12 protein-coding genes are annotated in these 24,069 nt (G+C 68.8%); 5 read left to right on the top strand and 7 right to left on the bottom strand.

The annotated features are described in order from the left end of the window. Positions 1 to 182 precede the first annotated feature (182 nt). The 6 genes from SM418_RS36245 to wecB form a co-directional block, all read right to left on the bottom strand. On the bottom strand, positions 183 to 728 hold the full coding sequence (locus SM418_RS36245) for a hypothetical protein (protein WP_371946089.1): 546 nt from the start codon (positions 726 to 728) through the stop codon (positions 183 to 185). Then, the gene (locus SM418_RS36240) at positions 716 to 9,931 is read right to left on the bottom strand and encodes a LamG-like jellyroll fold domain-containing protein (protein WP_371946090.1); all 9,216 of its coding nucleotides are present in this window, start codon (positions 9,929 to 9,931) and stop codon (positions 716 to 718) included. Before SM418_RS36240 ends, SM418_RS36245 begins: the two co-directional genes overlap by 13 nt. A 116-nt stretch (positions 9,932 to 10,047) precedes the next feature. After that, positions 10,048 to 12,246: a DUF8189 domain-containing protein gene (locus tag SM418_RS36235; RefSeq protein WP_371946091.1), complete on the bottom strand. Its 2,199-nt coding sequence runs from the start codon at positions 12,244 to 12,246 to the stop codon at positions 10,048 to 10,050. A 629-nt stretch (positions 12,247 to 12,875) separates the two neighbouring features. Then, the gene (locus SM418_RS36230) at positions 12,876 to 15,005 is read right to left on the bottom strand and encodes a glycosyltransferase family protein (protein WP_371946121.1); all 2,130 of its coding nucleotides are present in this window, start codon (positions 15,003 to 15,005) and stop codon (positions 12,876 to 12,878) included. 53 nt (positions 15,006 to 15,058) lie between these two features. Further along, entirely contained in the window at positions 15,059 to 15,745 is a 687-nt protein-coding gene (locus SM418_RS36225) for a hypothetical protein (RefSeq protein WP_371946092.1), read from the bottom strand. After that, complete coding sequence (gene wecB / locus SM418_RS36220; RefSeq protein ID WP_371946093.1) at positions 15,738 to 16,838, bottom strand: non-hydrolyzing UDP-N-acetylglucosamine 2-epimerase; 1,101 nt, start codon at positions 16,836 to 16,838, stop codon at positions 15,738 to 15,740. Before wecB ends, SM418_RS36225 begins: the two co-directional genes overlap by 8 nt. Before the next feature lie 24 nt (positions 16,839 to 16,862). On the opposite strand from wecB, the gene SM418_RS36215 reads away from it, so the two are divergent. From SM418_RS36215 to SM418_RS36205, 3 genes are all read left to right on the top strand, one after another. After that, positions 16,863 to 18,305, top strand: coding sequence for a glycosyltransferase family 4 protein (locus tag SM418_RS36215; protein WP_371946094.1), 1,443 nt, complete (start codon positions 16,863 to 16,865; stop codon positions 18,303 to 18,305). Between the two features lie 19 nt (positions 18,306 to 18,324). Then, the gene (locus SM418_RS36210; protein WP_371946095.1) at positions 18,325 to 19,587 is read left to right on the top strand and encodes a nucleotide sugar dehydrogenase; all 1,263 of its coding nucleotides are present in this window, start codon (positions 18,325 to 18,327) and stop codon (positions 19,585 to 19,587) included. 124 nt (positions 19,588 to 19,711) lie between these two features. Then, a complete protein-coding gene (locus SM418_RS36205; RefSeq protein WP_371946096.1) occupies positions 19,712 to 20,839 on the top strand; it encodes a glycosyltransferase family 4 protein in 1,128 nt (375 codons plus the stop codon). A gap of 8 nt (positions 20,840 to 20,847) precedes the next feature. Here SM418_RS36205 and SM418_RS36200 read toward each other — a convergent pair whose 3' ends face one another. Continuing rightward, the gene (locus SM418_RS36200; RefSeq protein ID WP_371946097.1) at positions 20,848 to 22,734 is read right to left on the bottom strand and encodes an outer membrane protein assembly factor BamB family protein; all 1,887 of its coding nucleotides are present in this window, start codon (positions 22,732 to 22,734) and stop codon (positions 20,848 to 20,850) included. A 135-nt stretch (positions 22,735 to 22,869) separates the two neighbouring features. Between SM418_RS36200 and SM418_RS36195 the strand changes: the two genes are divergently transcribed. Continuing rightward, on the top strand, positions 22,870 to 23,466 hold the full coding sequence (locus SM418_RS36195) for an HD domain-containing protein (RefSeq protein WP_371946098.1): 597 nt from the start codon (positions 22,870 to 22,872) through the stop codon (positions 23,464 to 23,466). A gap of 78 nt (positions 23,467 to 23,544) precedes the next feature. Beyond that, positions 23,545 to 24,042 (top strand): SRPBCC family protein, encoded by a 498-nt coding sequence (locus SM418_RS36190; protein WP_371946099.1) that lies wholly within the window; start codon positions 23,545 to 23,547, stop codon positions 24,040 to 24,042. Positions 24,043 to 24,069: the final 27 nt, after the last annotated feature.

Below are 24,069 nucleotides of genomic sequence, written 5' to 3'. Positions count from 1 at the left end.
GAGATCCAGTCTGTTCGGACGTTTGTGAGAGAACACCCGTTCTACTGGATCTCCGTTCCCATGTCCGGCCACCAGCCGAAAACCCTTGACACCCCCGGCCTCATCCTTAACTTCCCGGCATTGAGTCTAGTTGAGGTGCCTGGTTCACTTATGATGGAGATCATGTAGCGCGCGAGCGATGTCTACAGGAAAGGGACTTGTTCGATCCTGGCGTCGGCGGATGGGAAGTCCGAGGCGAGCACGGGGCAAGTGATCTCTCGAGTCATGATTCCCACGATGAAATCCGTCATGGAGCCGTTGAACTCCCACCAAGAGTCCTTGGCATAAGAGTGCTCCGCCACCACGACCGTCCATCTATCGGGCGGCCCCTGCGTACGCCAGAAGAGGTGGTCGCTGTTGTCAGTGACACCCCACGGAAACAGCCCGCCCTCCGCCGGGTAGAGCGGAAATGGCACCAGTCCGAGAATCGGAAACTCCTCGACGAGATCCATCGCAGCCCCCAGAATTTCCTCCGCCCAGGAAAACAGATTCTCTCCCTCTTCATCCTCGACAGGATGAAGCGTTCCCAAGAAATTGTCAACCCTAAGTGGCGGGTACGTTCGACACAACTCCATGTAGTCACTGGGAAAGCGCAACCGAGTCTGACCCTCCAGCCTTTCCCAATCGACCGCAGGAGGTTCTTGCAAGGACTCACCGATGAGCTGGACCAATCGATTCAATGAAGCCATGGAAATATCACCCTATGCCTTCTATCTATACTTTTGCTGTTCTGAATGGTGACATCGAAAAGGAGTCCACCACTGCCGCGTGCAGACATATGCACAGCTGAAGCTCTTGCCGAGTGTCCGAGATAGATCGGACGAACCTCATAATAGACTTGCTGGCTCTCATCCTCAACCGCACGGCGTACCGCATTCTCATATACCTTCATAGAGGAGTTGTTCATCCGCTGATAGATCGTAAAGAGGTTCCGCAGATCTGATCCATTGCCGCCCAATTGAGCACCGATGAGGTGCCCGCGGGAGAAGGCATTTCGCGGATTGCGCGGGGCGCCAGCGGCGTCTCTGGGCCAGCCACTGGGAAAGAGTGAGCGTTTGGCCTCGGACCCGCCCTCCAGGTCCTTCGCACTGCAGTACTGGGCGCGAGCACCGGTGGCCCTGCCCTCGCTGTCGAGCGGCTGGTACTGCTTGAACGCCCGACAGCCGTCGTCGTCATCGCTGCCCGGAGCAGGGCGCCCGGGGTCTGGCTCCCAATCGGTCCCCGTCTTCGGGTACAGCAAGGACGAGCCGTTCGGGTCCAGGGGCAGGAGTACAGGACTCTTGTCGGGTTCCGGAACGGTGACGGTGCTCGCGGGTGCACGCGGTGTGACACTGCCGACAGTGGAAGGGACTTCGACGGGCAGGGCTCTGGGCGGCGCGGAACCCGCCAGAGAAATCTGCCCGACGATGGAGCCCGCCCCACTGATGGCCTGGGCACGCATGTCCCGCAGGCTCTGCGCGGTGTCCTTGACGACATCGTGTGAATTACCACTCCGGGGACGATGTCTGGCGCCATCCGAGATGTGATCGCCCGGGTTCGCGTAACGAGGCTTGCGCAGCCTAGGATCGATGGCCCTCGGGTTCTTCTTCGCATCACGTTCGGCGCCCTTGCGAGCCTTCTCGGTTCGCCGACGTGCGAGTTCTTCGGGACTCGGACCGCGAGGTTTGGCGGTCGGAGCGGGCCACGATCTGGGCGGACTCGGATTATACGGCGTCGGCCGTGGAAAGTAGTCCGGTGCATTATCCCCGATGGGATGCGACGTCCAAGGCAGTTGCGGCGGTCGTTGTGGATAGAGACTGTCACAAAACCATGGGGGCAAGATCTCTTGTTGACAGAGACTGCTGAAGCAGAGCGGCATCGCGGCATGACCAGTGGGGTCGGACTGGTCGAGCGGGTCGGCGTTCGCGTAAGTGTAGCGATTTGCAACGACTGACTTCGGAGTGGGGTCGAGGTCCCAACTGTCGCGGCTGAGGAAAGTACCGCTATCCGGGTCGTACCAGCGCGCACCCATCTTGACCTGGCCTGAGTCCGGGTCGGTCCAGTCGCCTTGATATCCCACGGCCGGCTTGGATCCGGCTTTGACGGTCGGCTTACCGAACGCGCTGTAGCCGACGGCGTCAGCCAGCCCAGTGAGAGAACTGCTGGGATCGAATGTTCCGGTGAGGTCGCCGTGAGTATTTGACAGAACGAGCCGTGTCTCGCTTCCCTGGCTCGTAGCCATGACGTCATCGTCCGCACCGAGGGAGTAGTGCGTCGTTCCATCGTTGACAATCTGATCGCCATCGCCGGAGTAGACGAAGGCGGTGCCATTACGTCCCGCCAATCGATCGAGACCGTCATAGGTGTATGTGGTGCCACCAGCAGCGGTAAGTCGATCGAACGCGTCAAAAGTGTATGTTTGGCTTTGGCCAGCGGTTGTCTGCGAGGTCAGAGTGCCGCGCGGGCTGTAGCTATAGTTTGTTCCACCATCGATGGTCCGCCGGTTGCGCTCGTCGAAAGTCGCCGTCGAGGTTCCCGCCCTGACGCGATTACCGGAATCGTCCCATTCGAAGGCAGTTGTCTGGCCATCGGCGATGGACGAGACAAGGCGGCCGGCGTAGTCGTATTTGTAGGTTTCATTGTCGGAGCCCCCATTGCTGTCCGTTGTCACCCTGCCCGTGGTGCGGTCACACTTGTCATAGGTGTAAGCAGTGGACGCCATCGTGGCCCCGGCGCTGTTCTCCAGGGTGTCGGACGTGACTCGGCCTATGTCGTCGTACCCGAAGGTCCGGATTCGGCCCGCCCCGTAATCGACCTGGTCGAGGTAACCGGCCGCGTCATAACGAAGCGTCTGGGTAATTCCAGTGATGCCATCACGTCGGGTCTTCAGGCGCCCCTTTTCGTAACCGAACGTGGACGTACCGGCGTTGTCGGTGCGAGTGATGAGCTGGCCGTCGGCGTCGTAAGCCATGGATGCCGCGCCTGATGGACCTTCGGCGGTCAGCATCTGGCCGCGGTCGTCGTAGCTGTACCGGTTGGTGCCGGCACCTGCATTGACCTGGGTCAACTGCCCGCCGGCGTCGTACGCGTAGGTGTGCTGGGCGGCCGGCGCGGAGCCCCCGGTCCCGGTTTCGGTGAGGGGACGTTGCTGGGAATCGAACGTGCCGGTGCGTACGACTCCGCCGGGCTCGGTGGTCCTGACAGGGTTCCCGGCCTCGTCATAGGAGGTCGTCCATGTGCGGTCGGTCGGTGCGGGGTGCGACGTGGTCGCTGGTTCTATGGTCGCCTCGGGCAGGCCGAGGGAGTTGATGGTGTAAATGGTGGCGTTGCCACGCCCGTCAGTGAAGCGGGTGCGGTTTCCAGCGGCGTCGTAACCGAAGGTCGTAGTAATCGTTTTGGTGTCGCCAACCGGCTCAACCTGCTTAGCAAGGTTCCCGGCGGCGTCGTAGTCGTAGGTCGTCGTGTGACCGAGCCGATCGGTGCTGGAGGTCATGTGGCCGGCGGCGCCGTACGCGAAGGTACGTTTCCGCAGCTCGGTACCATCCGGCTTCAGGTCGCTGTAGGAGACGAGTTGTCCGAGCGAGTACGCGAACCTGGCTGTGCGGCCGAGGCCGTCACTGGATCGCACTACCTGGCCCTGCCCGTCGTAGCCCATCTGGCTGACGACGCCCGCTGCGTCGATGTGTTTTGTCTGTTGACCGGTAGTGTCGTAAACATTGGTCATCGCCGCCCCGGAAGGCGTCGTACTGGTGGTGAGATTGCCAGCGTCGTCCCAGGTGTAGCCGCTGGTATAGGCGCCGGGACTCGGTCGCCGTTCGATCGCGGTGGACGTGAGAGGCCGGTTCAGGTCGTCATAGGTCGCTTCAGTGCGCGCGCCGGTGGGGTCGATGACCGACAGGATCTGCCCTGTGCGAGTGTAGGCGTATTGCCATTTGGCGCGATCATCGTTGTCTTTGGAGGGCTCATCGACCGTCTGTAGGCGACCCAGGCGGTCGTAGGTGTACCGGGTCTCGTTCTGGCGAGGGTCCGTGACCTTCTCAATCTGGCCGATCGGGTCGTAGAAGGTCGTGGTGGTGGGCGTCAGAGAGACAGACGATCCCGGCGGGGTATAGGACGGCGCGATCTCCTTGACCGGCTGGCCGAGGCGGTCGTACTCGATGCGGGTGACGTTGCCAAGCGGGTCCTTGGACTCGGTGTGCTCGTCGAACGCGTCGAACCCCGTGACCGACTCGGGCCTGATGGTCGACGGCGCGTTGCCCTCCGACTCGGCGGCGACGGGCGGGGAGGTGACGGCGATCTGCCGTCCGATTTCGTCGTACCGGTACGTGGTGGTATAAGCGGACTTGTCCGCGCCGTCGAGATTGCCTCGCGGGTCGGTCACCGAGGTCATCAGGTCACGTTCGTCGTAGGTGAACGACGTGATGTGGGAGATATTGCCCTCGTTGACTACCTGTTGTGTGACCCGCCCCGGCGTGTCGTAGACGTAGGAGGTCGTCTCATTCGTGACGGGAGTCGCCCACGGTACGTTGGACGGCGACCCAGTCTTGGTCTCCTGCGTGACGTTGCCGGCGACGTCGTACTGGTAGCTGATACGCCGGGCGAGGCCAGTGGGGTCGAGTGTGGAGGATTCAATGCGCCCGACGTTGTCGTAGACGTTCTCGGCAACTTTCTTGCCGTTGTCGGCTACGTGCTTGGTCGCGTTTCCCGCACCGTCGTATTCATAGCGCGACAGGACGATGTCCCGCTTAGTGCCGTCGGAGTTCCGGAAGTTCTTGAGCGTGGTTGCCTTGAGCAGGTCGTCGCCGTAGTAGGTGTATTCGGTACGGCGGCCCATGGCGTCGGTGGTGGCGGCCAGGCGTCCGGCGTAGTCGTAGGCGCGTGCCTCGACGACGAGGTAGTCGCCGGGGTCCGGCGCTCCTTCAGGATCGCCGTCGAAATCGCGGAGCCGGATCTCGGCGAGCATGTTGCGGGCCGTGTAGGCGTACTCGAGCCGGTTGCCGGCCGCGTCCACAAGGGCTGTGACGTTGCCGAAGCGGTCGTGGTCATAGCCGGTCTCGTGGTCGTAGGCGTCGGTGACGCGCTCGATCAAGTTGTGGTCGTCGTAGTCGTAAGTGGTGATGCGCGGCTCTTCGTCGCCCGCAGTGTCGGATATCTGGGTTCTGGTCAGGTTGCCGTCGGCGTCATAGGTGTAGTCGGTGCGTTGCTGCTGAGCGGCACCAGTGACGGCGTTCGTGGTGGAGGGCTCGGTGACGCTGGTGATGTTCGACCAGCCGTCGTAGCCGTAGTACGTGGCGGCTCCAGCCGGGACACTGCCGGATATTTCGGTGGCGGACTTCCGCCGCCCGATGGCGTCGTATGTGTACTTCGTGACCAGCCCGGACGGATCGGTGACCTGTGCCAGGTCGCCCGCGCTGGTGTAGGCGTAGCGGGTTTCGGCGCCGCGCGGATCGGTCTCTTTGAGGACCAGTCCGTTCGGCATGGTGCCGCCGCCGACCGCAGACTCGATTCCGGCGGTGTAGGCGTACTTCACCTGACCGCCGCCCGGTGGGTTGGTCTGGACCTGCAGTTGGCCGGCCGTGGTGTAGGTGTAACTAGTCTTGTACCGGGTGTCGGTGGCGCTGGTGGAGCGGCCGTCGCGGTACTCGGTCGGCAGGTCGTTCCGCGGGTCGGACGGGTTCGAGACGGTGGGGAAGGTGTAGCGGGCCGTGTGACAGGCGTCCTCGGTCCGGCATGCGGTGCGGGTCAGGACGTTGCCGCGGCCGTCATAGGTGAGCCCGACCGAGTCGCCGTTCTCGTTCGTGATCTTCGTCGGGTGGCCCTGGTCGTCGTACTCGAACGTCCGGATGCCCATGCCGGCGATCGACATGCCCATCCAGTCGGGGACGCCCCCGGGGTTGCCGGGCAGGTCGGTACAGAAGCTCGGGTCGCCCGGATCGGGTGTCGTGCACACGTACGTCGGGGTCGGGGACGGTGTCGCGGTGGGCGTGGCGGGTTGCGGCTTGTCCTCGTCCCGGACGTCCAGTCCCATCGGGATGCCGACGCGGATCATGTGCCCGGTCAGCGCGTCCGTCTCGTACAGGTAGGGGCGGTCGGCGGGGTCGCGGACCTCGACGGCGCGGCGCAGGTCGGTGGCGCCGCCGTAGACCGTCGGTGTCTTGATCTTCCAGGTGCCGCCGTTGCCGTCGGTGTACTCGCTGACCCGGTCCTGGCTCGTGTCGTAGGAGACCTCGGTCGCCGTCTTCCCGCTCGGCAGCGTGGTGGTGGTGAGCTGGTCGGCGGCAGTGAGGGCGTTCGCGTAGTGCGCGGCGACCTGCGCGGAGCCCAGCGGGTGATGGTAGATCGCGACTTCGTCGATGGTGCCGTTGTAGAAGCGGCGCTGGGCCGAACCCCAGCCCGGCCAGGAGGCCGGCGTGGACGCGTAGGCGGCGCCGATCTGGTTCTGTGTGAGCGCGAGATGGTTCGGTGTCTCGCCGGTGAGGGTCGCGACCTGCTGCCCGTCAACGTAGAGGGTCTGGGTCGAGCCCATGGCCGACAGAACCGCGTGATGCCACTTGCCGTCATTGACGATCTTGGTGGACGACATCGGCGCGATCGTGCCGTCGCTCCAGAACTGGCCGTGCAGCTTGCCGTCCGTACCGGTGTAGAGGAGCGGGACGCCGGTGCCTGACGTGGCGTCCAGTGGCTTGTCCTGGTAGCCGATCAGCGGGCCGCCCGACCCGGTCGCCGTGTTCTTGAACCAGACCTCGACGGCCAGGTCGCGGCTCTTCTTCACGGTGCCCGCGGGTAGTTCCGTCTGCGACGACGAACCGTTGAAAGCCGCAGCGGTGTCGTCGGTACCGGCGAGCGCACCGGCCGCCTTCAACGTGACGTTCTTGTACGTCGCACCGTCCTTGCCGAGGTTGACCGCCACCTGGCTGGACGCGCCGACGCCCTCCTCCTCACCGAACCGCCAGTACGACTCTGGTCTGTCGTCGAGGACGGTGGTGCGGTAGTGCGAGCCGGATGCGTAGTCGTAGCTCGTGCAGCGCGACGCAGGCCCGCAGACCTTGGTGAGGAGATCACCGGAGTAGGTGTAGGCCCACGTGAGGGCGGTGCCATCGACCGGTGCCGTGCTGACGGACGCCACGTGGCCGCCCGACCAGGTGAAAGCGAGGGTCCGGCCGCCGGTCGCAGTGGCCTTCGCGAGCTTTCCGGTGAGCGGGTCGTAGGTGAGCGTGATCGTGTGCTTGGCGGCGTCGGTGACGGCGGTCAGGCGGCCGCCGACGAACTCGAAGACCGTGCCTGCCTTGTCGGTGAGCTTCCACTTGCCGGTTTCGGCGACAAGCGTGGCCTGCCGCCCCGGAGGCGGGGCGTACGTGCCGTCGGGATTCTTGCCGTAGCGAACCTGCTGGCCGTCCGGGTAGCCGATGACGACGTTGCCGGAGCCGTCGGTGTCCTCGGCCAACCGCATGTCGAACTGGGTCGTCCAGCCGGCGCCGAAGGCCGAGTCACGGCGGGGGTCCAGGCTGTTGTACGTGCGCTCGACGCTGAGGTCGGGGCCCACCGTGGTGACGCTCGCGTCGATCACCGAAGTGGAGTAGTTGCCGGAGGCCGGTTCGAACTCGCGGTCCTGGCCCTGTGCGAGCTGGGCGGTGATCTCGGGTTGCGGGACGGTCGTCTGCAGCATCACCCTCGGCGACGGGACCTCGTTGCCGGCGTCCTTGACGAACACCCGCCACAGGTACGTCTTGTTCCACGAGAGACTGCCCGCCGGAACCGTCCAGGCGTAGGTGGGGACGTAGCCGGAGTCGAAGCAGTTGACGGCGCTTCCGTCCGCCGCCTTCTCGCAGATCTCGTACTTGTAGCTCAGCGCCGACCCGGGTGGGGCGTCCAGATCGATGGCCGTGGCCCACAGTTGCGGGGTCAGCGTCGGGGCCTGGTAGCCGTTCGGCGGATACAACTCCTGGAGGACCGGCGCGATATCGATGATCTTTATGCGGAGGCGGATCGGCGGGACCTGTTCATCGGTGAACACCGGGCCGCCCTTGTGCACCATCGTGAAGTCGATGGAGTACGTGCCGGGTTTCAGCGGCTTGATGACGGCGTCGAGAGTCGCCTTGCCGCCACGAGCGACATTCGCGGTGAGGTCCGCGGAACGCTGCTGGGTGACGAGCTTGCCCTTGGTGTCGTAGACGCGGTACCCGAGGTAATAGGTGCTGGGGGTCCAGGTTTCGGCGCCGGTGTTGGTGACCGTCACCTTCACCTTGCCGCTCTGCGCCTGGGTGACAGGTGGATTCGGCACCGGATTCGGCATCGCATAGGACGCGTTGTAGGGGCTGTGCGTCACGATCAGGCGGGGCGGGTTCACAGTGTCGTGCCCGGTGAACGCCTTGGCGCCGAGGCTGTCGGTCGCCTCGTCCCGTACCGACAGCCCGTAGTTCGACTGGGTTCCGTTCACCCAGCGTTGGACCAGGTCACGTCCGCCCTTGCCCAGGTTGAACGTCACAGCCTTCGTGGGGCACTTGGACTTGGTGGCGCCCAACTCGATGTGTCCGTAGGAGAACGACTGGCGCACGAGCGCCTTACCGACGGCGGGCCCCGGGTACTTGAGCCCGGACGTTCCGGCCCACGCTTCGGTGACCGGACGGACGCTGACCGGGCGGGATCGGCACGTCGCCGAGTCGTAGTTCACCATCCACAGCGTCGCGCCGAAGATCTTGTGATATTTCAGCTTGTCGCTCAGTCCCGGGAAACCGAGGTAGGCGGCCGAGTTCGGACCGATCGTCAGTGTCTGGCCGCCGCCGGTCTGGCCGTCGGCGGTGACGGTCAGGCTGGTGGTCGCCTCACTGATCTCGACGCTGGGATCGACGTTGACGGGGAACACGCGCGCGGGATCGGCCAGCCATTCCGGATCGGCCTTCACCTGGAGCGCAGGCGCACCGCCAACCGAGACCAGGCTGTACGACACCTTGGCGGACGTCGCGGGATCCGCCGCCGAGTCGGTCATCGAGCCTGCCGGCACCACGGCCTTCACCCGTCCCGACGCGTCGGTGAACACGACCCGGTCACCGTCGAGACGTGCGGTGAGCCCCTTGAGCGCCAGCGGGAACACGAACGTACCGGACGCCTTGGGCGATCGCAGGACCAGCGTTTCCTTGACACCGCCGGAACCGATGTCGATCTTCAGATCGGTGTCCGGCCGAACGCCGGGGTAGGTGACGCCACGCTCCCCCGCGCGGCCCGCCGTGCCTTTGGCGTTCTGGAGGGAGTAGCCGACCTCTTGGCCGCCTCCCAAGCCGATCCGGACGACAGGTTCAGCGTTGGCCGCCGGGGCGAGCCTGATGTCGACCGAGTCGGCCGCGTTGCGCCAGCCCTGTGAGGGCACATCGCCGGGACCGGAGGCGGCGCCGACCGGAACGACACGGGTGTCGATCGGTGCCCACGAGCCGTCCTGGCGCCGGTAGTTGAGCGGCCGTGGGGAGACCTCGGTCGATTCGGTGCCGTCGGCGTTGGTGTAGGTGCGTGCGTGCGCGTCACGCCGTTCGGGCAGTTCACGGCTGGTCTTGGCGTCGAAGCCCGACACCTTGTCCGGCTCGGGCTTCGGCGGTGCCACCACGCTCGCGGTGTTCTGCGGCGGCCGGGACGACTTCGTCAGCGTCGTGAGCGGATACCGGGACCGCAGGGACTTCGGTTCTGTCCGGTTGCGCCCGGCCGAAGGAACGTCCCCGCCCTGTCCCTTGGCCGAACCCCATGCCTGTTTCGGTCCGTGCGGGTCCGGCAGGTCGCGCCACGCCGACAGGGCGCCGAGCCCGCTGCTGTCCAGGGTCGCGACGAGCAGCAGGACGAGCACCACTGCGACGCTTCTGAACAGCATGGAGAATCGTCCGGTCAGCCGCGCACGCGAACCGATGATCAGCCGATTTGGCCGCACCATGTCTCACTCCCGGTGCACCGGGGCGGCGTCCAGGGACCCACCCGTGGTTCCGATTGAGATCTGTCGGGTATGCGGAGGCCGTCCCCTTCGGGGTTCAGGACGGCCCCCGCATCGAGTCAGCGAGCCGCTGGGGCCTTGGGCAGAGCCCGGCCTTCGAAAGTCGGGGACGACTTGGCGAGTTGCAAGGTCTCGCCCTCCGGCCAGTAGAAGCGCGGCTCCTGGTTGATGGTGCGGAAGACGTAGGACCAGGTCGAACCGTTCGTTCCGACATACTCGAACGCGGTCGGGTCCGTTGCCGGGGCGGAGGTGTCGTCGGCGGGCTGGGCATCGGCCCATGCGCGCCACGCGCCGGAGCCCTGGACCGTCTCGCCGGTGCTGTGGACACGGTCGTCGGTGCCGCGCACGACCACCTCGGTCTTACCGCTGCCCGGGCTGACCACCGCGGACGGTGAGCCCGCCGCGATCAGGTCGCCGACCTGGTCCCATGCCTGCGGGAAGTTCCCGGAGCCGTCCTGCGTCTTGGTCAGGATGTGGCCGTCGGTTCCGCGCACGAAGATCCGCAGTCGGCTGCCCGGGTACGTGACGACCGAGGCGTTTCCGGAGAAGCCTTGATCGCTCAAAGTCGCGCAACCGGACACCGTGCCCCGTGCGTACAGGGCGGTGCGCCAACTTCCGGAGGCGTCCAGGAAGAAGAGCCGCAGGCCGTCCGCGACCGGAATCGCCAGCGGGGCCGTCGCAGTGGAAAGGCCGGTCACGCCCAGTGTGATCCACCCTTGGTAGGGGTCGTTCGCGGCGTACTGCGGCAGTGCCCGGAGCGCCCCGGCCGCATCGACCGCGAACGCGACGAGCGCATCGTCCTGACGTGCGACCGTGACGGTCGAGCCCATCGCCTGATTCACGTCGATCCAGTTGCCCCAGGCGGCCGGTTCCTTCGTCGCCTGTGTCCGTGACCAGATGTCGCCGCTCAAGTTGTGCGCCAGGATGTTGAGCCGCCCGTCGGCCTGCTCGCCCAGCGCCGGCTGCCCGTAGTAGCCCTCCTGCCCTTGGATCGGCGTCCACTGCGTCGAGCCGAGAGCGTTGGGGTCTGCACGACCGTGCATCAGCCGGCCGATGCCGTCGGTGTAGGCGAGTTCGAGGACTCCCAGCGACCCGACGGCGGTGGGCGACGCCTGGAACACCGTCATCGGGTTGTACGGTTCCGGAGCCGCTACCGAAGCCTTCGTCTCGGTCTTGGCTCCAGTCGGCGCCAAGGCGCCGGTGCATCCGGTCTTGGGCGTCTTGAAGTAGGCGTACTGATCAACCCAGAGGCGGATCGGTGACGAGCTGTCATTCCAAATATTGATCTTGCCGTCCGCGCCGAGTTTCGCCGGCAGCATCCCGCTGTAGGCGCGGGTCTGCTGGAAGGCCACCGCATGGGTGGCCGGCGCGGCCGTACCGGATGGGTAGACACGCAGAACGCCGGAGCCAGAACTGTAGTAGTTCGTGATGGCCAGGTAGACACCGGAGACATCCGAGGCTGGCACACCGCCGTGGCCGAGTGGACCGACCGTATAAGTGCCGTTCGCCGGGACCGTCACGTCGGTGACCAGGTTGTCCGGCGTGATCGGCGCGATCGTTGAGCCCTTCACCGCCGCCGTCGGCTTGGCGAAGTATCCCGTGGCGTCCAGATAGAGGGTGATGGCCTTGGTGCCCATGTTCGTGATTTTGATCTGGCCGTCGGTGCCCAGGCGGCCGATGATCTGATTTTGGACGACCAGGCCCTTGCCGTAGTCGAGGGTGGTGTCACCCGGCTGCGCCTCGCCGGAGGGATACGTGACGATCAGACCGTTGGTGTCGCTCTTGCCAGAAAGAGTGAAAAGCGCACTGGACACTCCGCTTGATGGAATTCCAGCCTTGCCGAGCGGCGCCACCAGAGCACTTCCGTTCGCCGGAACAGTCACCTGCCCGATGCGCGCCGGCTTCACCGGAACAAGTGTCGAACCCGCCACGGATCCCGGCGCCGACATCGTATAACCGTGCGCATCGACGAAGACCTTCACCGTCGAGGATTCGTCATTGTTGGTCAGCTTGATGTTTCCGTCCGCGCCGACCTTCACGAAGATCAGGTTGTGCGCATAGAAAAGTTCCGGGAACCACACCGCTGTCGTCTCGGGTTTCGCGACGCCGGAGGGATAAGCGACAACTTCCCCGCTGCTGGTCCTGCCACTGGCCGCGATGTTGACCGCCACTGACGCGACGCCCGAGGCTGGAATCCCCACCTTCCCCGCGACATTTACCGTTATCGTGGCCCCCACGCCGATGACCACCTCGTCCACGAGGCGTCCACGGACCGGGAACCACTGTCCCGCCTCCGGTGCCGCACCTGGAACCGCACTGGCCCGCAGCGGAGCCTTTGCCTGGGCGGCGGCAGTGGATGAGGCCACAGGCAGCAAGGCAGTGCTCACACTAAGCGCCAACGCGATAATCGATGCAATGCAGCCGCGTATTCCGGAACTTCGCACGGCCAGCCCTTTCTCGTCAGGCCACGGCGAAGCAGACTCCCGCGGCGTTACTCGCTAACGCACCACAAGCAAGATCGATCAAGTCGGACGCCCTGACAAGATCACTGACCTGTTGCGGACAGTTTCGTACCACATCACGTGAACCCGGCACCCACGCCAATCCTCACGCCAGTGGGTGATCACACAGGTCAGCGAGAAGTCGTCCCGCCTGTATCAAGGATTACCGACACTAAGCCGTGACTCTGCGCACGCACGCCGCTACAAAGTGACAGTAAACTTGATGGTAAGCGCGGATATCCCGCGCTATTGAGCCGCGAGGTTAAGGTCACACTGCGAGATCATTAAGGTCGCACTCAATCGACCCGAGCTCCTTCTGGGGCGATGGCGGTACCCGCGCGCCCACACCGTGGCGACCAGCCTTGGAGAGCCGACCCCGATCGCTTCTACCGGGCTCCGGCCAGGAGGTTTGTCCATTGGTCGCAGACCTCGGGGAGGGCGTAGGCGGCTTTCACCTGGGATCTGGCCAGGTCGCTGTCCTGCTGCCAGCGGTCCTGGGTGACGGTCGCCGCTATCGAGGCGGCCATTGCCGACGTAGATTCGTGGATCCAGCGGGGGTCGTAGATGGTGTCGGCGCCGGGCCAGTTGAGGAGGGCCGGGACGGCGCCGGAGGCCATGCCTTCGGCGGGGGCCAGGTGGAAGCTCTCGTCGTCGCTGGTGGACAGGACGAAACCGATGCGCCGCAGCCAGGAGGCCACGTCGCGGCCGTAGCTGTCGAAGACGACGCCGCCGGACAGGAGGCGCGAGCGGCGGATGCGGCGGAACGCCTTCTCGTAGTGGGCCCGTTCCTCCTCCTTCTGCCAGATCCACCAGTACTCCCAGGGGAGTTTGGATTTGACGAAGAGGGTGAAGCGGGGGTCGTCGCGGCGCAGTTCTTCGAGGACGTCCAGCGCCAGGTCCAGCCGCTTCCGGGACGGGGCTATGCCGATCATCCCGAGATGGTGTTCGGCGCCGGGGAGTTTGGCGCGATCGAGCTGGGCGTCGTCCACCCAGTTCGGGATGGTGACGACCTTGGCGGCGGGCCAGCCCGTCGTTTCGAGGGTGAGCCGGGTGTAGTGGGGGCTCACGCAGATGATGCTGTCGACCGCGTCGATGTCCAGTTGCTTCGGCCATGGCGCGTACAGCTCGAAGCGGTGGAGGCGGACGACGAGGCGCTGGTCGGGGCGTTTGCGGCTCGCGAACCAGAGGGCGTTCGGGCCGCACCATTCGCAGATGATGACGTCCGCCCACTCGATGAGATCCTGGCTGCGCTTCTCGTCGTGGGCTTTCAGCGCCGGCCAGTGGTCGACGCGGACCTCCATGTCGGAGCGGGAGCGCAGGTAGTCGAGAAGGCCGCTGAAGAACTTCAGGTCGTGGCCCGCCACTCCTACCCGGAGGGGGCGCTGCTTGACCGCCAGAACGCTTTCGGACGGTTCGGGGAACGCCTGGGACAGGTAGGTGCGGAGGCGGTCGGCGGCGGCGTCGAGGGTGAACTCCTCGGCGGCCGCGCGGCAGCGGTCGGCGGCGAGGGTGTAGACGTCCGGGTTCTTGCCGATGAGGGTCAGGGCGTCGAGGACGTCGGCTTCGGTGGCGGCGAAGAGGGGGTAGTCCGTGCCGAGGAGCCCCTCGTGCATGGGCGTGCGGTTGAGGACGACCGGAACGCCGAGCGTGCCGCATTCCAGGACTTTCGTGGACAGTTCCAGGCTCGCGTCGATGGACGGGTCGCGCCAGGACAGGCCCACGTCGCAGGACGCGGTGAGCCACATCGCCTCCGCGCGGGGGTGGCCGCCGTGCCAGACGACGCCCTCGCCGCTCTCCAGCGCGGTCCGCATGCGGGTCGCGAAACCGGGGTCGGCCGAGTCGTCGTGGATCTTGTCGCCGATCATGTGGAGTTCGGCGTCCACCGCGCGCATGGCGAGCAGGCGCGGGAGCGAGGTCATCTCGTAGGTGTTCCAGCGGGGCGCGAACTTGCCCGTGTAGACGAGGCGGAGCAGGCCGTCGGGTGCGCCGGGAGGGCGGGGCGCCATGCCCGGCGGGAGGACGACCACCGGCGGGAACAGGACGCTCTTGCCCGCGGTCGCCGGTACGGCGCTCTCCAGGAAACCGCGCAGCTCCTCGGTCTGGCAGAGCAGGACGCGGGAGGCGTCCGCGATCCGGCGCAGTTCGGCCTTCGCGGAGGCGCTGAACTCGCCCGCCGACTGCGGGACGTCCGTCAGGTACGTCCAGAGGCGTCCGGCGAGGGGGCCCGCGGCGAGCTTGCCCGCGAGGCGGCGGCCCCGGACGACGACCAGGTCGTGCGGGTTCTCGTCGTCGATCCGGGTCAGGATGGCGGCGGCGTGCCTCGGCACCATGCCGCCGGGGCCGTCGAAGAGCCCCTCGGCGTGCGGGCTGCGGACGGTGACGCCGGGCAGGGCGCGCAGCGGGTCGACGAGCCGTCCCGTCCGGACCGGCGCCTTGAGCACCAGGGTCACCTCGCAGCCGGCGCGGGCGAGGGCCTGCACCATGCCCTGGGCCCAGATCGCCGATCCGTCGATCATGTTGAGGTCGACATCGCCGTAGACGAGGGCACGTGGTCGCACGGTGGATCCTTTCAACGGGCCGGTTCGAGGACGTCGGCGAGCCGGCCGGGAGTGGTGGCGGTCGCGTCCCAGCGCAGGGACGCCAGGGTCGCGGGCGGCGTCCCGCCCCACAGGACGAGGGGGAGCTTGCGGGCGGCGGCGATCTGCCGGAGTTCGTGCAGCGCGAGATCCCGGTCGTACATGCCGGGAACGCCCAGGTACGCCCACGGACCGCCGGGTTCGCCGGCGGCCGCGTCCACGACGAGCATGTCCACGTCGGCCGAGCCGAGGACGGTCGCGGCGTCGTGCGGGTACAGCGGGACGACCTTGGCGTGCCCGCCGAGCAGCGCCGCCGTGCGCGGGGCCAGCACCCCCGCGATGATCAGCCCCTCGCACGGGCCCGCCACGAGCAGGCGGTTCTCCGGACGGTCGACGCGGTCGGGCTGCACGCCGCCCCCGGCCGACGAGCGGGAGCCCGGCACGGGCGCGTTCCGCTTGCGCCACAGCCGGTACAGGTCCTTGGGCAGCCGCGTGCCGCGCTTCGGGTTGCGCGCGGCGCCGGCGACGAGGCGCCCGAACTGGACGGCCGTCGACGTCTCCAGCGCGGCGAGCCGCTTCTCCAGCTCCTCAAGGCGCGCCTCGCGCTCGCGCAGCGTGGACTTCAACCGTCCGAGCTGCTGATACGCCCTCGCGTCCCTCGCGTCCCTCGCGTCACTCACTCAGATACTCCATGATCACTTCGGCGATGCGGGGGCCGGCGTGGCCGTCCCACAGCGGTGGTCTGCGGTCGCCTGCCGGGGCGCCCGACTCCAGGGCCTTGCGGACGGCGGGCACCAGTTCCTCGAAGGTGACGAGGCGGTTCGTGCCCTGCGTGATGGTGATCGGCCGTTCGGTGTTGGGTCGGACGGTCAGGCACGGCACGCCGAGGATCGTCGTCTCCTCCTGGAGCCCGCCCGAGTCCGTGACCACGGCCGCCGCGCCCCGCACGGCGGCGATGAAGTCGATGTACCCGAGCGGGTCCAGGATGTGCACGCCGTCGTGGCCGTCCAGCCCGGCGGCCAGCAGGTTCGCCCGGCCGCGCGGGTGCACGGGGATGACCAGGTCGGCGAGGTCGGCGACGCCGTGCAGGTGCCGGACGAGCGCGGAGGCCGTCTCGGGCGCGTCCACGTTCGCGGGGCGGTGCATGGTCGCGAGGACGTACCGCTCCGGAAGCCGGTGCGCGGCCCGCACGCGGGCGGTGTCGAAGGAGTCCAGGTTCGCCAGCAGCGTGTCGATCATCGGGTTGCCGACCAGGTGCGCGCGGGACACCGGGACGCCCTCGGCGGCCAGGTGCCCGATCCCCTCCGGGCTCGTGACCAGGCACAGCGCGGAAAGCTGGTCGGTGACCCGCCGGTTGACCTCCTCCGGCATGGTCATGTCGAAGCTCCGCAGCCCGGCCTCCACATGGGCGACCGGGATGTGCAGCTTGGCCGCGACGAGGGCGGCGGCGATGGTCGAGTTCACGTCGCCGTACACGATGACCAGCGCGGGTGAACGGCTCGTGAACTCCCCCTCCAGGCCGATCATGAGCGCGGCGGTCTGCTCGGCGTGCCCGCCGGAGCCGACACCGAGGTTCACGTCGGGCTCGGGAAGCCCCAGCTCGTCGAAGAAGACCTCCGACATCCGCGCGTCGTAGTGCTGACCGGTGTGGATCACCGCCTGTTCGGCGCCTGCGGCCCGCAGCGCCGCGATCACCGGGGCGGCCTTGACGAAGTTCGGCCGCGCCCCGAGGACGTGCACGATGGGTGCCAACACAATTTCCCTTCTGTTCATCGGGGTCGCCTAACGTCCGGCCCCGTGGTCGACCAATCCGTACTGAAGAGGCCCGTCTACCTGGCCGGACTCGGCTGGCGGCAGTTCCGGGACGATCCGGGGAGGGCGGCGCGGCTGGGCGTCAGGCTGGTCGCGCGAACCCCGTTCGGCGCGCGGCTCCGGCGCTCGGCGCTGGCCGTCCCGAAGCCCCGGGACGTGGAGCGCGAGACCGAGGATCTGCGGGCCCTGCTCGCGCGGGCGCCCTCGCCGGCACCGCGCGGCCCCCGGCCGGGGAACGGCGTGCTGCAGTTCGTGACGAACGCGTTGCCGGCCACGAACGCCGGCTACACCGTCCGGACGCACCGGATCGCGCTCGCCCAGCGGGAGACGGGCCTCGACACGCACGTGGTCACCCGGCTCGGCCACCCGCTCAGCCAGGGCGTCGGCGACGTGCGGGCAAGGGTGGACGTCGACGGCGTCCCCTACCACCGGCTGCTGCCGTGGCTGCCTCCGGCCGATCCCGTCCGGGCGGTCGGCAAGAGCGCCGATCTGGCCGGACGGCTGGTGGAGGAGCTGCGGCCGTCCGTCCTGCACGCGGTCAGCAACCACCTGAACGCGGCCGTCGCGCTGGAGCTCGGACGCCGCCACGGCATCCCGGTCGTGTACGAGGTGCGCGGTTTCCTGGAGGACTCCTGGCTCTCCCGTGACCCTGCGCACCGCGAGACGGACGACTTCTACCGGCTCACCCGCGAGCTGGAGACCCGCCGGATGGCCGAGGCGGACGCGGTCGTCACGCTCGGCGAGGCGATGCGGGCGGAGATCGCGTCCCGGGGCGTCCCCGAGGAGAAGATCTTCACGGTCCCGAACGGCGTGGACGAGGCGTTCCTGGAGCCCCTCCCGGACGCGCGCGGCCTGCGCGAGGAACTGCGGATCCCGGCGACCGCCACGGTCGTCGGCCTCACGTCCTCGTTCTACGGCTACGAGGGCATCGACACGCTGATCGACGCCGCCGCCCTGCTCCGCGACCGGGGAGCCCCCGTCACGCTGCTGCTGGTCGGCGACGGCCCGGAGCGCGGCGCGCTCGAACGGCGCGCGGCCGGGCACGGCGTTCACGCCGTGTTCACCGGCCGGGTGCCGATGGAGTCCGTTCGCCGGTTCCACGCCGTCCTCGATGTGTTCGCGGTGCCGCGCCGGGCGGACCGGGTCTGCCAATTGGTGACGCCCCTCAAACCGATCGAGGCGATGGCGGGGGGAATCCCCGTTATAGCCAGTGATGTCAAGGCTCTTCGGGAAATCGTGGAACCGGGCGTGACGGGCACGTTAACAGTTCCGGAAAACCCGGAAGCATGGGCGAATTGTCTGGAAGATCTGGCTTACAGTCCCGAACTGAGACGGAAAATCGGTAGGTCGGCCCGGGAATGGGTCGCGGCGGAGCGCACCTGGCGCGCCGTGACCGCCGGATACCGGGCGGCCTACCGACGCACATAGACCGAAGGGAGCCGGGCGCATGGATCTTGTGGTCATCGGACTCGGCTACGTGGGAATGCCGCTCGTGCGGGAGTCGTGCCGGGCCGGCCTGCGGGTCGGCGGGCTCGACCGGGACGCGCGCGTCGTCGCCGGGCTCAAGGCCGGGCTGTCGCACATCGACGACGTCTCGGCCGCCGAGATCGAGCAGATGCTGGAGGCCGGGTTCGCCCCGAGCCTGGACGAGGGCGTCCTCGCGGGCGCCCGCACCGTGGTCATCTGCGTGCCGACGCCGCTGTCGCCCGAGGGCGGCCCGGACCTCACCGCGGTGCGCGGAGCGGCGCAGACCGTCGCCCGGCACCTGGAGCCGGGAACGCTGGTGGTGCTGGAGTCGACCACCTACCCGGGCACGACCGAGGAGGTCGTCCGGCCCATCCTGGAGACGTCCGGCCTGGTCGCGGGCGAGGAGTTCCACCTGGCCTTCTCGCCGGAGCGGATCGACCCGGGCAACCCGGTCTACGGGGTGCGCAACACCCCGAAGATCGTCGGCGGGCTGACCCCGGCGTGCGCGTCGGCGGCGGCGGCGTTCTACGGCAAGTTCGTCGACCGCGTCGTGGAGGCCAAGGGCACCCGCGAGGCGGAGATGGCGAAACTGCTGGAGAACACCTACCGGCACGTCAACATCGCGCTGGTCAACGAGATGGCGGTGTTCTGCAACGAGTTGGGCATCGACCTGTGGGACGCGATCGACTGCGCGTCCACGAAGCCGTTCGGCTTCCAGGCGTTCCGGCCGGGTCCGGGCGTCGGCGGGCACTGCATCCCGATCGACCCGAACTACCTGTCGTACAAGGTCAGGTCGCTGGGCTACCCGTTCCGGTTCGTGGAGCTGGCCCAGGAGATCAACGACCGGATGCCCCGGTACGTCGCGGAACGGGCGCAGCAGCTGCTCAACCGGGAGGGGCGCGCGCTGAAGGACGCCAAGGTCCTGCTGCTCGGCGTCACCTACAAGGCCGACATCGCCGACCAGCGCGAGTCGCCGGCCCGTCCGGTGGCGCGGCGGCTGGCCCAGCTCGGCGCCGACCTGGCCTTCCACGACCCGTTCGTGGCGTGCTGGGACGTGGACGGCGAGCCGGTCCGGAACGGGGGGGACGATCTGCGCGCCGCCCTGAAGGCGGCGGACCTGGCGATCGTGCTGGCCGACCACACCGCCTACGACGCCGGGACGCTCACCCGGCACGCGCGGCTGCTGTTCGACACCCGCGGCCGGGCCCGCAACGCCCGGCTGGAGAACGTGGAGCTCCTGTAGCGGACGGGGACGAGTCGCCCGGCACCGTCCATGCCGTGGTTGGCGGGAATTCATCGGCAATTTCCATCGGCCGCCGAGACTCGGCATGAAGATGATGATTTCGGCGCGTTACGGAGTGAGTGTGATGCGGGTCTGCGTTTGCACGGTAGTGCACCATCCCGAGGACGCACGCATTCTGCACCGGCAGATTCGCGCGCTGCTCGACGCCGGCCACGAGGTCACTTATATCGCCCCATTCCGGGCATGTAACGCGACCCCGTGGCGGCAGATCAGCCCCGTGGACGTCCCCCGGGCGACCGGGCGGCGCAGGTTCCGGGCCCTGCGCGCCGCCCACCGGGCGCTCACCGAGCACTCCGCGTACGCCGACGTGGTCCTCCTGCACGACCCCGAACTGCTGGTGTCGCTGCCCCGCGAGGTCCGGGAGCGGACGGTCGTCTGGGACGTCCACGAGGACACCGCCGCCGCCCTGTCGGCCAAGGGCTGGCTCCCCGGCCCCGCACGGCCCGTGCTGCGCCCGGCCGTGCGCCGCCTGGAGCGGCGCAGCGAGCGGCGGCACCGGCTGCTGCTCGCCGAGGAGGGCTACCGGTCACGGTTCCGCGAGAACCACCCGGTCGTGCCCAACACCACCTACGTCTCCGACACGCCGCCCGGACGGCCGGACGGCCGCCGCGCCGTCTACGTCGGCCAGCTGTCCCGGGCGCGCGGCGCCCTCGACATGATCGAGATGGCCCGGCCGCTGGCCGCCGAGGGAATCCTGGTGGAGCTGATCGGCGCGGCCGACCCCGACGTCCGGGGCGCGCTGCGGGCGGCTCAGCGCGAGGGCCTCGTGCGCTGGTACGGGTTCGTCCCGAACGACCGCGCGCTGCGGATCGCCGAGGGCGCGACGGCCGGGCTCGCGCTGCTGCACGACGAGCCGAACTACCGGCACTCGATGCCGACGAAGGTCGTCGAGTACATGGCCCGCGGCATCCCGGTGATCACCACGCCGAACCCGCCGGCGGTGGACATCGTCGAGCCGGCCGGCTGCGGGATCGTCGTCCCGTTCGGCGACCCGCAGGCCGCCGCCAAGGCCGTCCTGCGGCTGCGCGACGATCCGGACTACCGCGCCGAGCTGGGCAAACACGGTTACGAGGCGGCCCGGGCACAGTTCCACTGGCCCGTCCAGGCCGAAAGCTTCGTCGCCCAGCTGGAGGCGTGGGCGGGCCGCTCCACGGGCATCGCGCAAGAGCCCGAGCCCGTCCCCGAGGTCTGACCAGCCGGTCAGGACCGGTGGTGCAGCCGGTAGGCGACCGAGCGGGCGATCCGCGCGGCGGCCCCCGGCGGGCGGTTCGCCTCCACCACCACGACGTACCGGCCGACGCGCAGCGCGATCATCCCGGCGGTCGGGCCGATCTCGTACGCCTCGTCCCCGCCGATGTCGCGGCGCCGCCGGGCCTGCGACTGGGTGGCCTGCAGGGCGTCCAGCATCCGCGCGGCGGCCTGGTCCGTCTCGGCCACCCAGCGGACGCTCACGGTGAGGCCCCGGACGGCCGGATCGGCGTCCTTGGACGGGCTCGCGGACGGCGTCGCCGACCTCGACGCGCTCGGTTCCGGTACCGCCCTTCTGCTCCCCTGGTCGCCCTTCGGCCTGCGCTCGTCGCCCTTGTCGCCCTTGTCGCGCGGCGGCTCGTAGGCGCACGACACCGGGCGCGGCAGCCTGACCGCCCCGGCGGACGCCCGGCTCGGCACGGCGGCGTAGCCGGTCAGCCGGGCCGCCGCCAGGTCGGGCCCGGTGAGCAGCGAGCACGCGTCCGGCCAGTCGGCCTCCGGCACGCCGCCGAGTTCGGCCGGCCCGGCGCCGGTGAGCCCGCCGCGCAGCGCGACCAGCCGCGCCGCGCCGTCCGGGCGGGGCGCCGCCTGCGGGACGCCCACGTACAGCAGGCCGCCCGCCGCCGCCAGCCACGGCCGCGCGCCCGGCAGGTCCGGGTCCATCGAGAACGGCGCCGGGGCGGTCGTGGCCCCGCCGTCGCCCGGATCCACGATGTCGACGCCCGCCGGCAGGAGCCCCTCCGACAGCCGCGGGCGCAGCGCGAAGACGTGCCCGCCGGCCTGCGCGAGCGCCGCGTACGCGGGGACGTCGCGGCCCCACGCGACCCGCCCGGACGGCACGTCCACCGCCTCCATGCGGGTGTCGCCGGACCGGGCGCCGTCCGGGTGGTAGACGACCACGAGCCGCCCAGCCGTGAGCACGCCCGGGCACATCAGATCGCCGCACACGCCGTCGCCCGTCCAGACGCCGAACTGCGCGCCGGCCTCGCCGAACGCGCGCAGCGCCGTCCCGTCGGAGGCGAGCGTCACCCCGTCCAGCATCGAGACCTCGGGCGACTCCCGGGAGCCGAGCCGCTCGTCCCAGCGGACGGCTCCCCGCGCCGGGTCGACCGCCAGCAGCCGGCTGCGCCGCCGCTCCTCCTCGCGGCAGTCCAGGCCGAACGCGGCGAGGCCCTCCCGGCCGTCGGACGGGTGCGCGCCGCCCTCGAACAGCCGGCAGCCGCGCGGCAGCGCCAGCCGCCACACCCGCTTCCCCGTCACCGCGGAGACGCCGAACAGCGTCCGGTGCTTGGCGTCCGTGGTCAGGACGATGTCGGATCCGGCGGGCCAGCGCAGCGTCGTCCGCGACACCGCCGCGGGGCGCTCGCCCTCCCGCCGCCACAGCAACCCGCCCGACAGCGCGTCGAACGCGACGAGGACCCGGTCGCCGCGGTCGCCGTTCCGCTCGAAGTAGGCGACCAGCCGGGACCGCGTGGACGTCCAGCCGAGCATCGTCCAGCCGGAGCGGCGGTAGCCCCAGCGTTCGGCGCCGGTCCGCGCGTCCCGCACCCGCAGCCCGTGGCCCGACGCGGTCACGACCTGCCCCTGCGCGACCTCGTAGGCGACGCCCTCGTAGCCCGCGACGGCGCCCTGGTGGATCTGGGTCGTCTGGTCCCAGCTCACCGCGAGCGGCCCCGGCGGCGGCCCGACCTCGCGCTGGGGCGTGGCGGGCTCCCCGGTCACCGTGTGCCGGACCTGCCACCACTCGGCGCGCAGGACGTACTTGTCGACGAGCACGACGCACAGCGCCACGGAGACCGCGGCGGAGACCAGACCGAGCGCGACGCGGACCCTCCCCACGGACTCCGGTCGGCCATCAGGCCGCTGCCGGCTCCCGACCACGACCGAGCCCGCCTCCCTCCGCCGAATACTGTGATGGGACGACACCCACCATGCCGTGTGCGCGGCGGGCGCGCGACAGAACGGAGACGAACCGTGGAGGTCTTCACCCGCTGGCACGACTGGGACACGGCCCGTGCCGACATCACCGCCTCCGGCGCACCGGTCGACGTGGACGCCCTGGACACGGCCGTCGCCGCCGCCCGTCGCTGGCATGGCGACCAGAAGCGTCCCACAGGCGCCCCCTACGTCGAGCACCTGCTGGAGGCACTCGAAGTCCTGGTCTGCGGGGCGGAGGTGACGACGCCGGCCGTGCTGTCCGCCACGATCCTGCACGACGTCGTCGAGGACACCCCGGCGACCCTCCCGGACGTGGAGGCCGAGTTCGGCCCGGAGGCCGCCGAACTGGTCGACTGGGTCACCAAGCCGCCCGCTCCCGGCGCCGGCCGCCAGGCCAAGCGCGCGTCCAAAGCCGCCTACCTGCGCCGCCTCGGCGACGCCCCGGCGGAGGCGATCCAGGTGAAGCTCGCCGACCGCGTCAGCAACGTCCAGACCCTCGACAGGATGCCCACGGACTTCCAGCGCCGCTACTACGCCGAGACGCTCACCTACATCGTCCCGCTCGCCGCCGCCCACCCGTGGTTCAAGGCCTGGTACGCGACGTGGAGTGCCCGGTTCGCTCACTTGCGTTAGCGGCGGCACCGAGCTCTCAACGGCGGTTGGAGGAGGGTCCCCAAGGCCCGGCATCGGGGGAAATGAAATAAATACTGCATGGAGCGGGAGTGGGTGGTCGAGGAGAGCGTGGCCGTCGCGGCCGGGGCAGGCGACGTGTACGCGGCCGTCGCCGATCTGCGGCGGACGAGCGAGTGGAGCCCCGAGGTGTTCGCCGTCTGGGTGCGCGGGCGGACGATCGGGCCGGGGACGAGGTTCGTCGGGTTCAACCGCATCGGGTGGCGTGTGTGGTTCACCACATGCCAGGTGACCGCGGCGGTGCCGGGCAGGGCGTTCGCCTTCCGGGTGTCGAGCTTCGGCATGCCGGTCGCGCTGTGGGGGTATCGCATCGAGGACGTCTCGGACGACCCGTCCGCGCCCCGGACGCGGCTCACCGAGTACTGGGAGGATCTGCGCCGCGACAACCGGGGCGCCAGGTTCGTCTCGATCCTCGGCAAGGTCTTCACGGGCGTTCCGGCGGAGCGGCGCGCGGGCGTGAACCGCGAGGGCATGCGCGCCACCCTCGACCGGATCCGGACGTCCGCCGAGAAGGGCTGACCCCCGGTTCTTGGCAGCAAAACAAGA

This window comes from Actinomadura chokoriensis (assembly GCF_041463665.1).
GTDB classification, from domain to species: domain Bacteria; phylum Actinomycetota; class Actinomycetes; order Streptosporangiales; family Streptosporangiaceae; genus Spirillospora; species Spirillospora chokoriensis_A.
Note: the sequence above shows the minus strand (reverse complement) of the source record. Positions and strands in the feature narration are given on the sequence as shown.

Bases quoted from the DNA above. Each gene is read 5' to 3' on its own strand.
- SM418_RS36240 (WP_371946090.1), bottom strand. From the start codon at position 9,931: ATGGTGCGGCCAAATCGGCTGATCATCGGTTCGCGTGCGCGGCTGACC.
- SM418_RS36205 (WP_371946096.1), top strand. From the start codon at position 19,712: ATGCGGGTCTGCGTTTGCACGGTAGTGCACCATCCCGAGGACGCACGC.
- SM418_RS36210 (WP_371946095.1), top strand. From the start codon at position 18,325: ATGGATCTTGTGGTCATCGGACTCGGCTACGTGGGAATGCCGCTCGTG.
- wecB (WP_371946093.1), bottom strand. From the start codon at position 16,838: ATGAACAGAAGGGAAATTGTGTTGGCACCCATCGTGCACGTCCTCGGG.
- SM418_RS36190 (WP_371946099.1), top strand. From the start codon at position 23,545: ATGGAGCGGGAGTGGGTGGTCGAGGAGAGCGTGGCCGTCGCGGCCGGG.
- SM418_RS36245 (WP_371946089.1), bottom strand. From the start codon at position 728: ATGGCTTCATTGAATCGATTGGTCCAGCTCATCGGTGAGTCCTTGCAA.
- SM418_RS36230 (WP_371946121.1), bottom strand. From the start codon at position 15,005: ATGATCGACGGATCGGCGATCTGGGCCCAGGGCATGGTGCAGGCCCTC.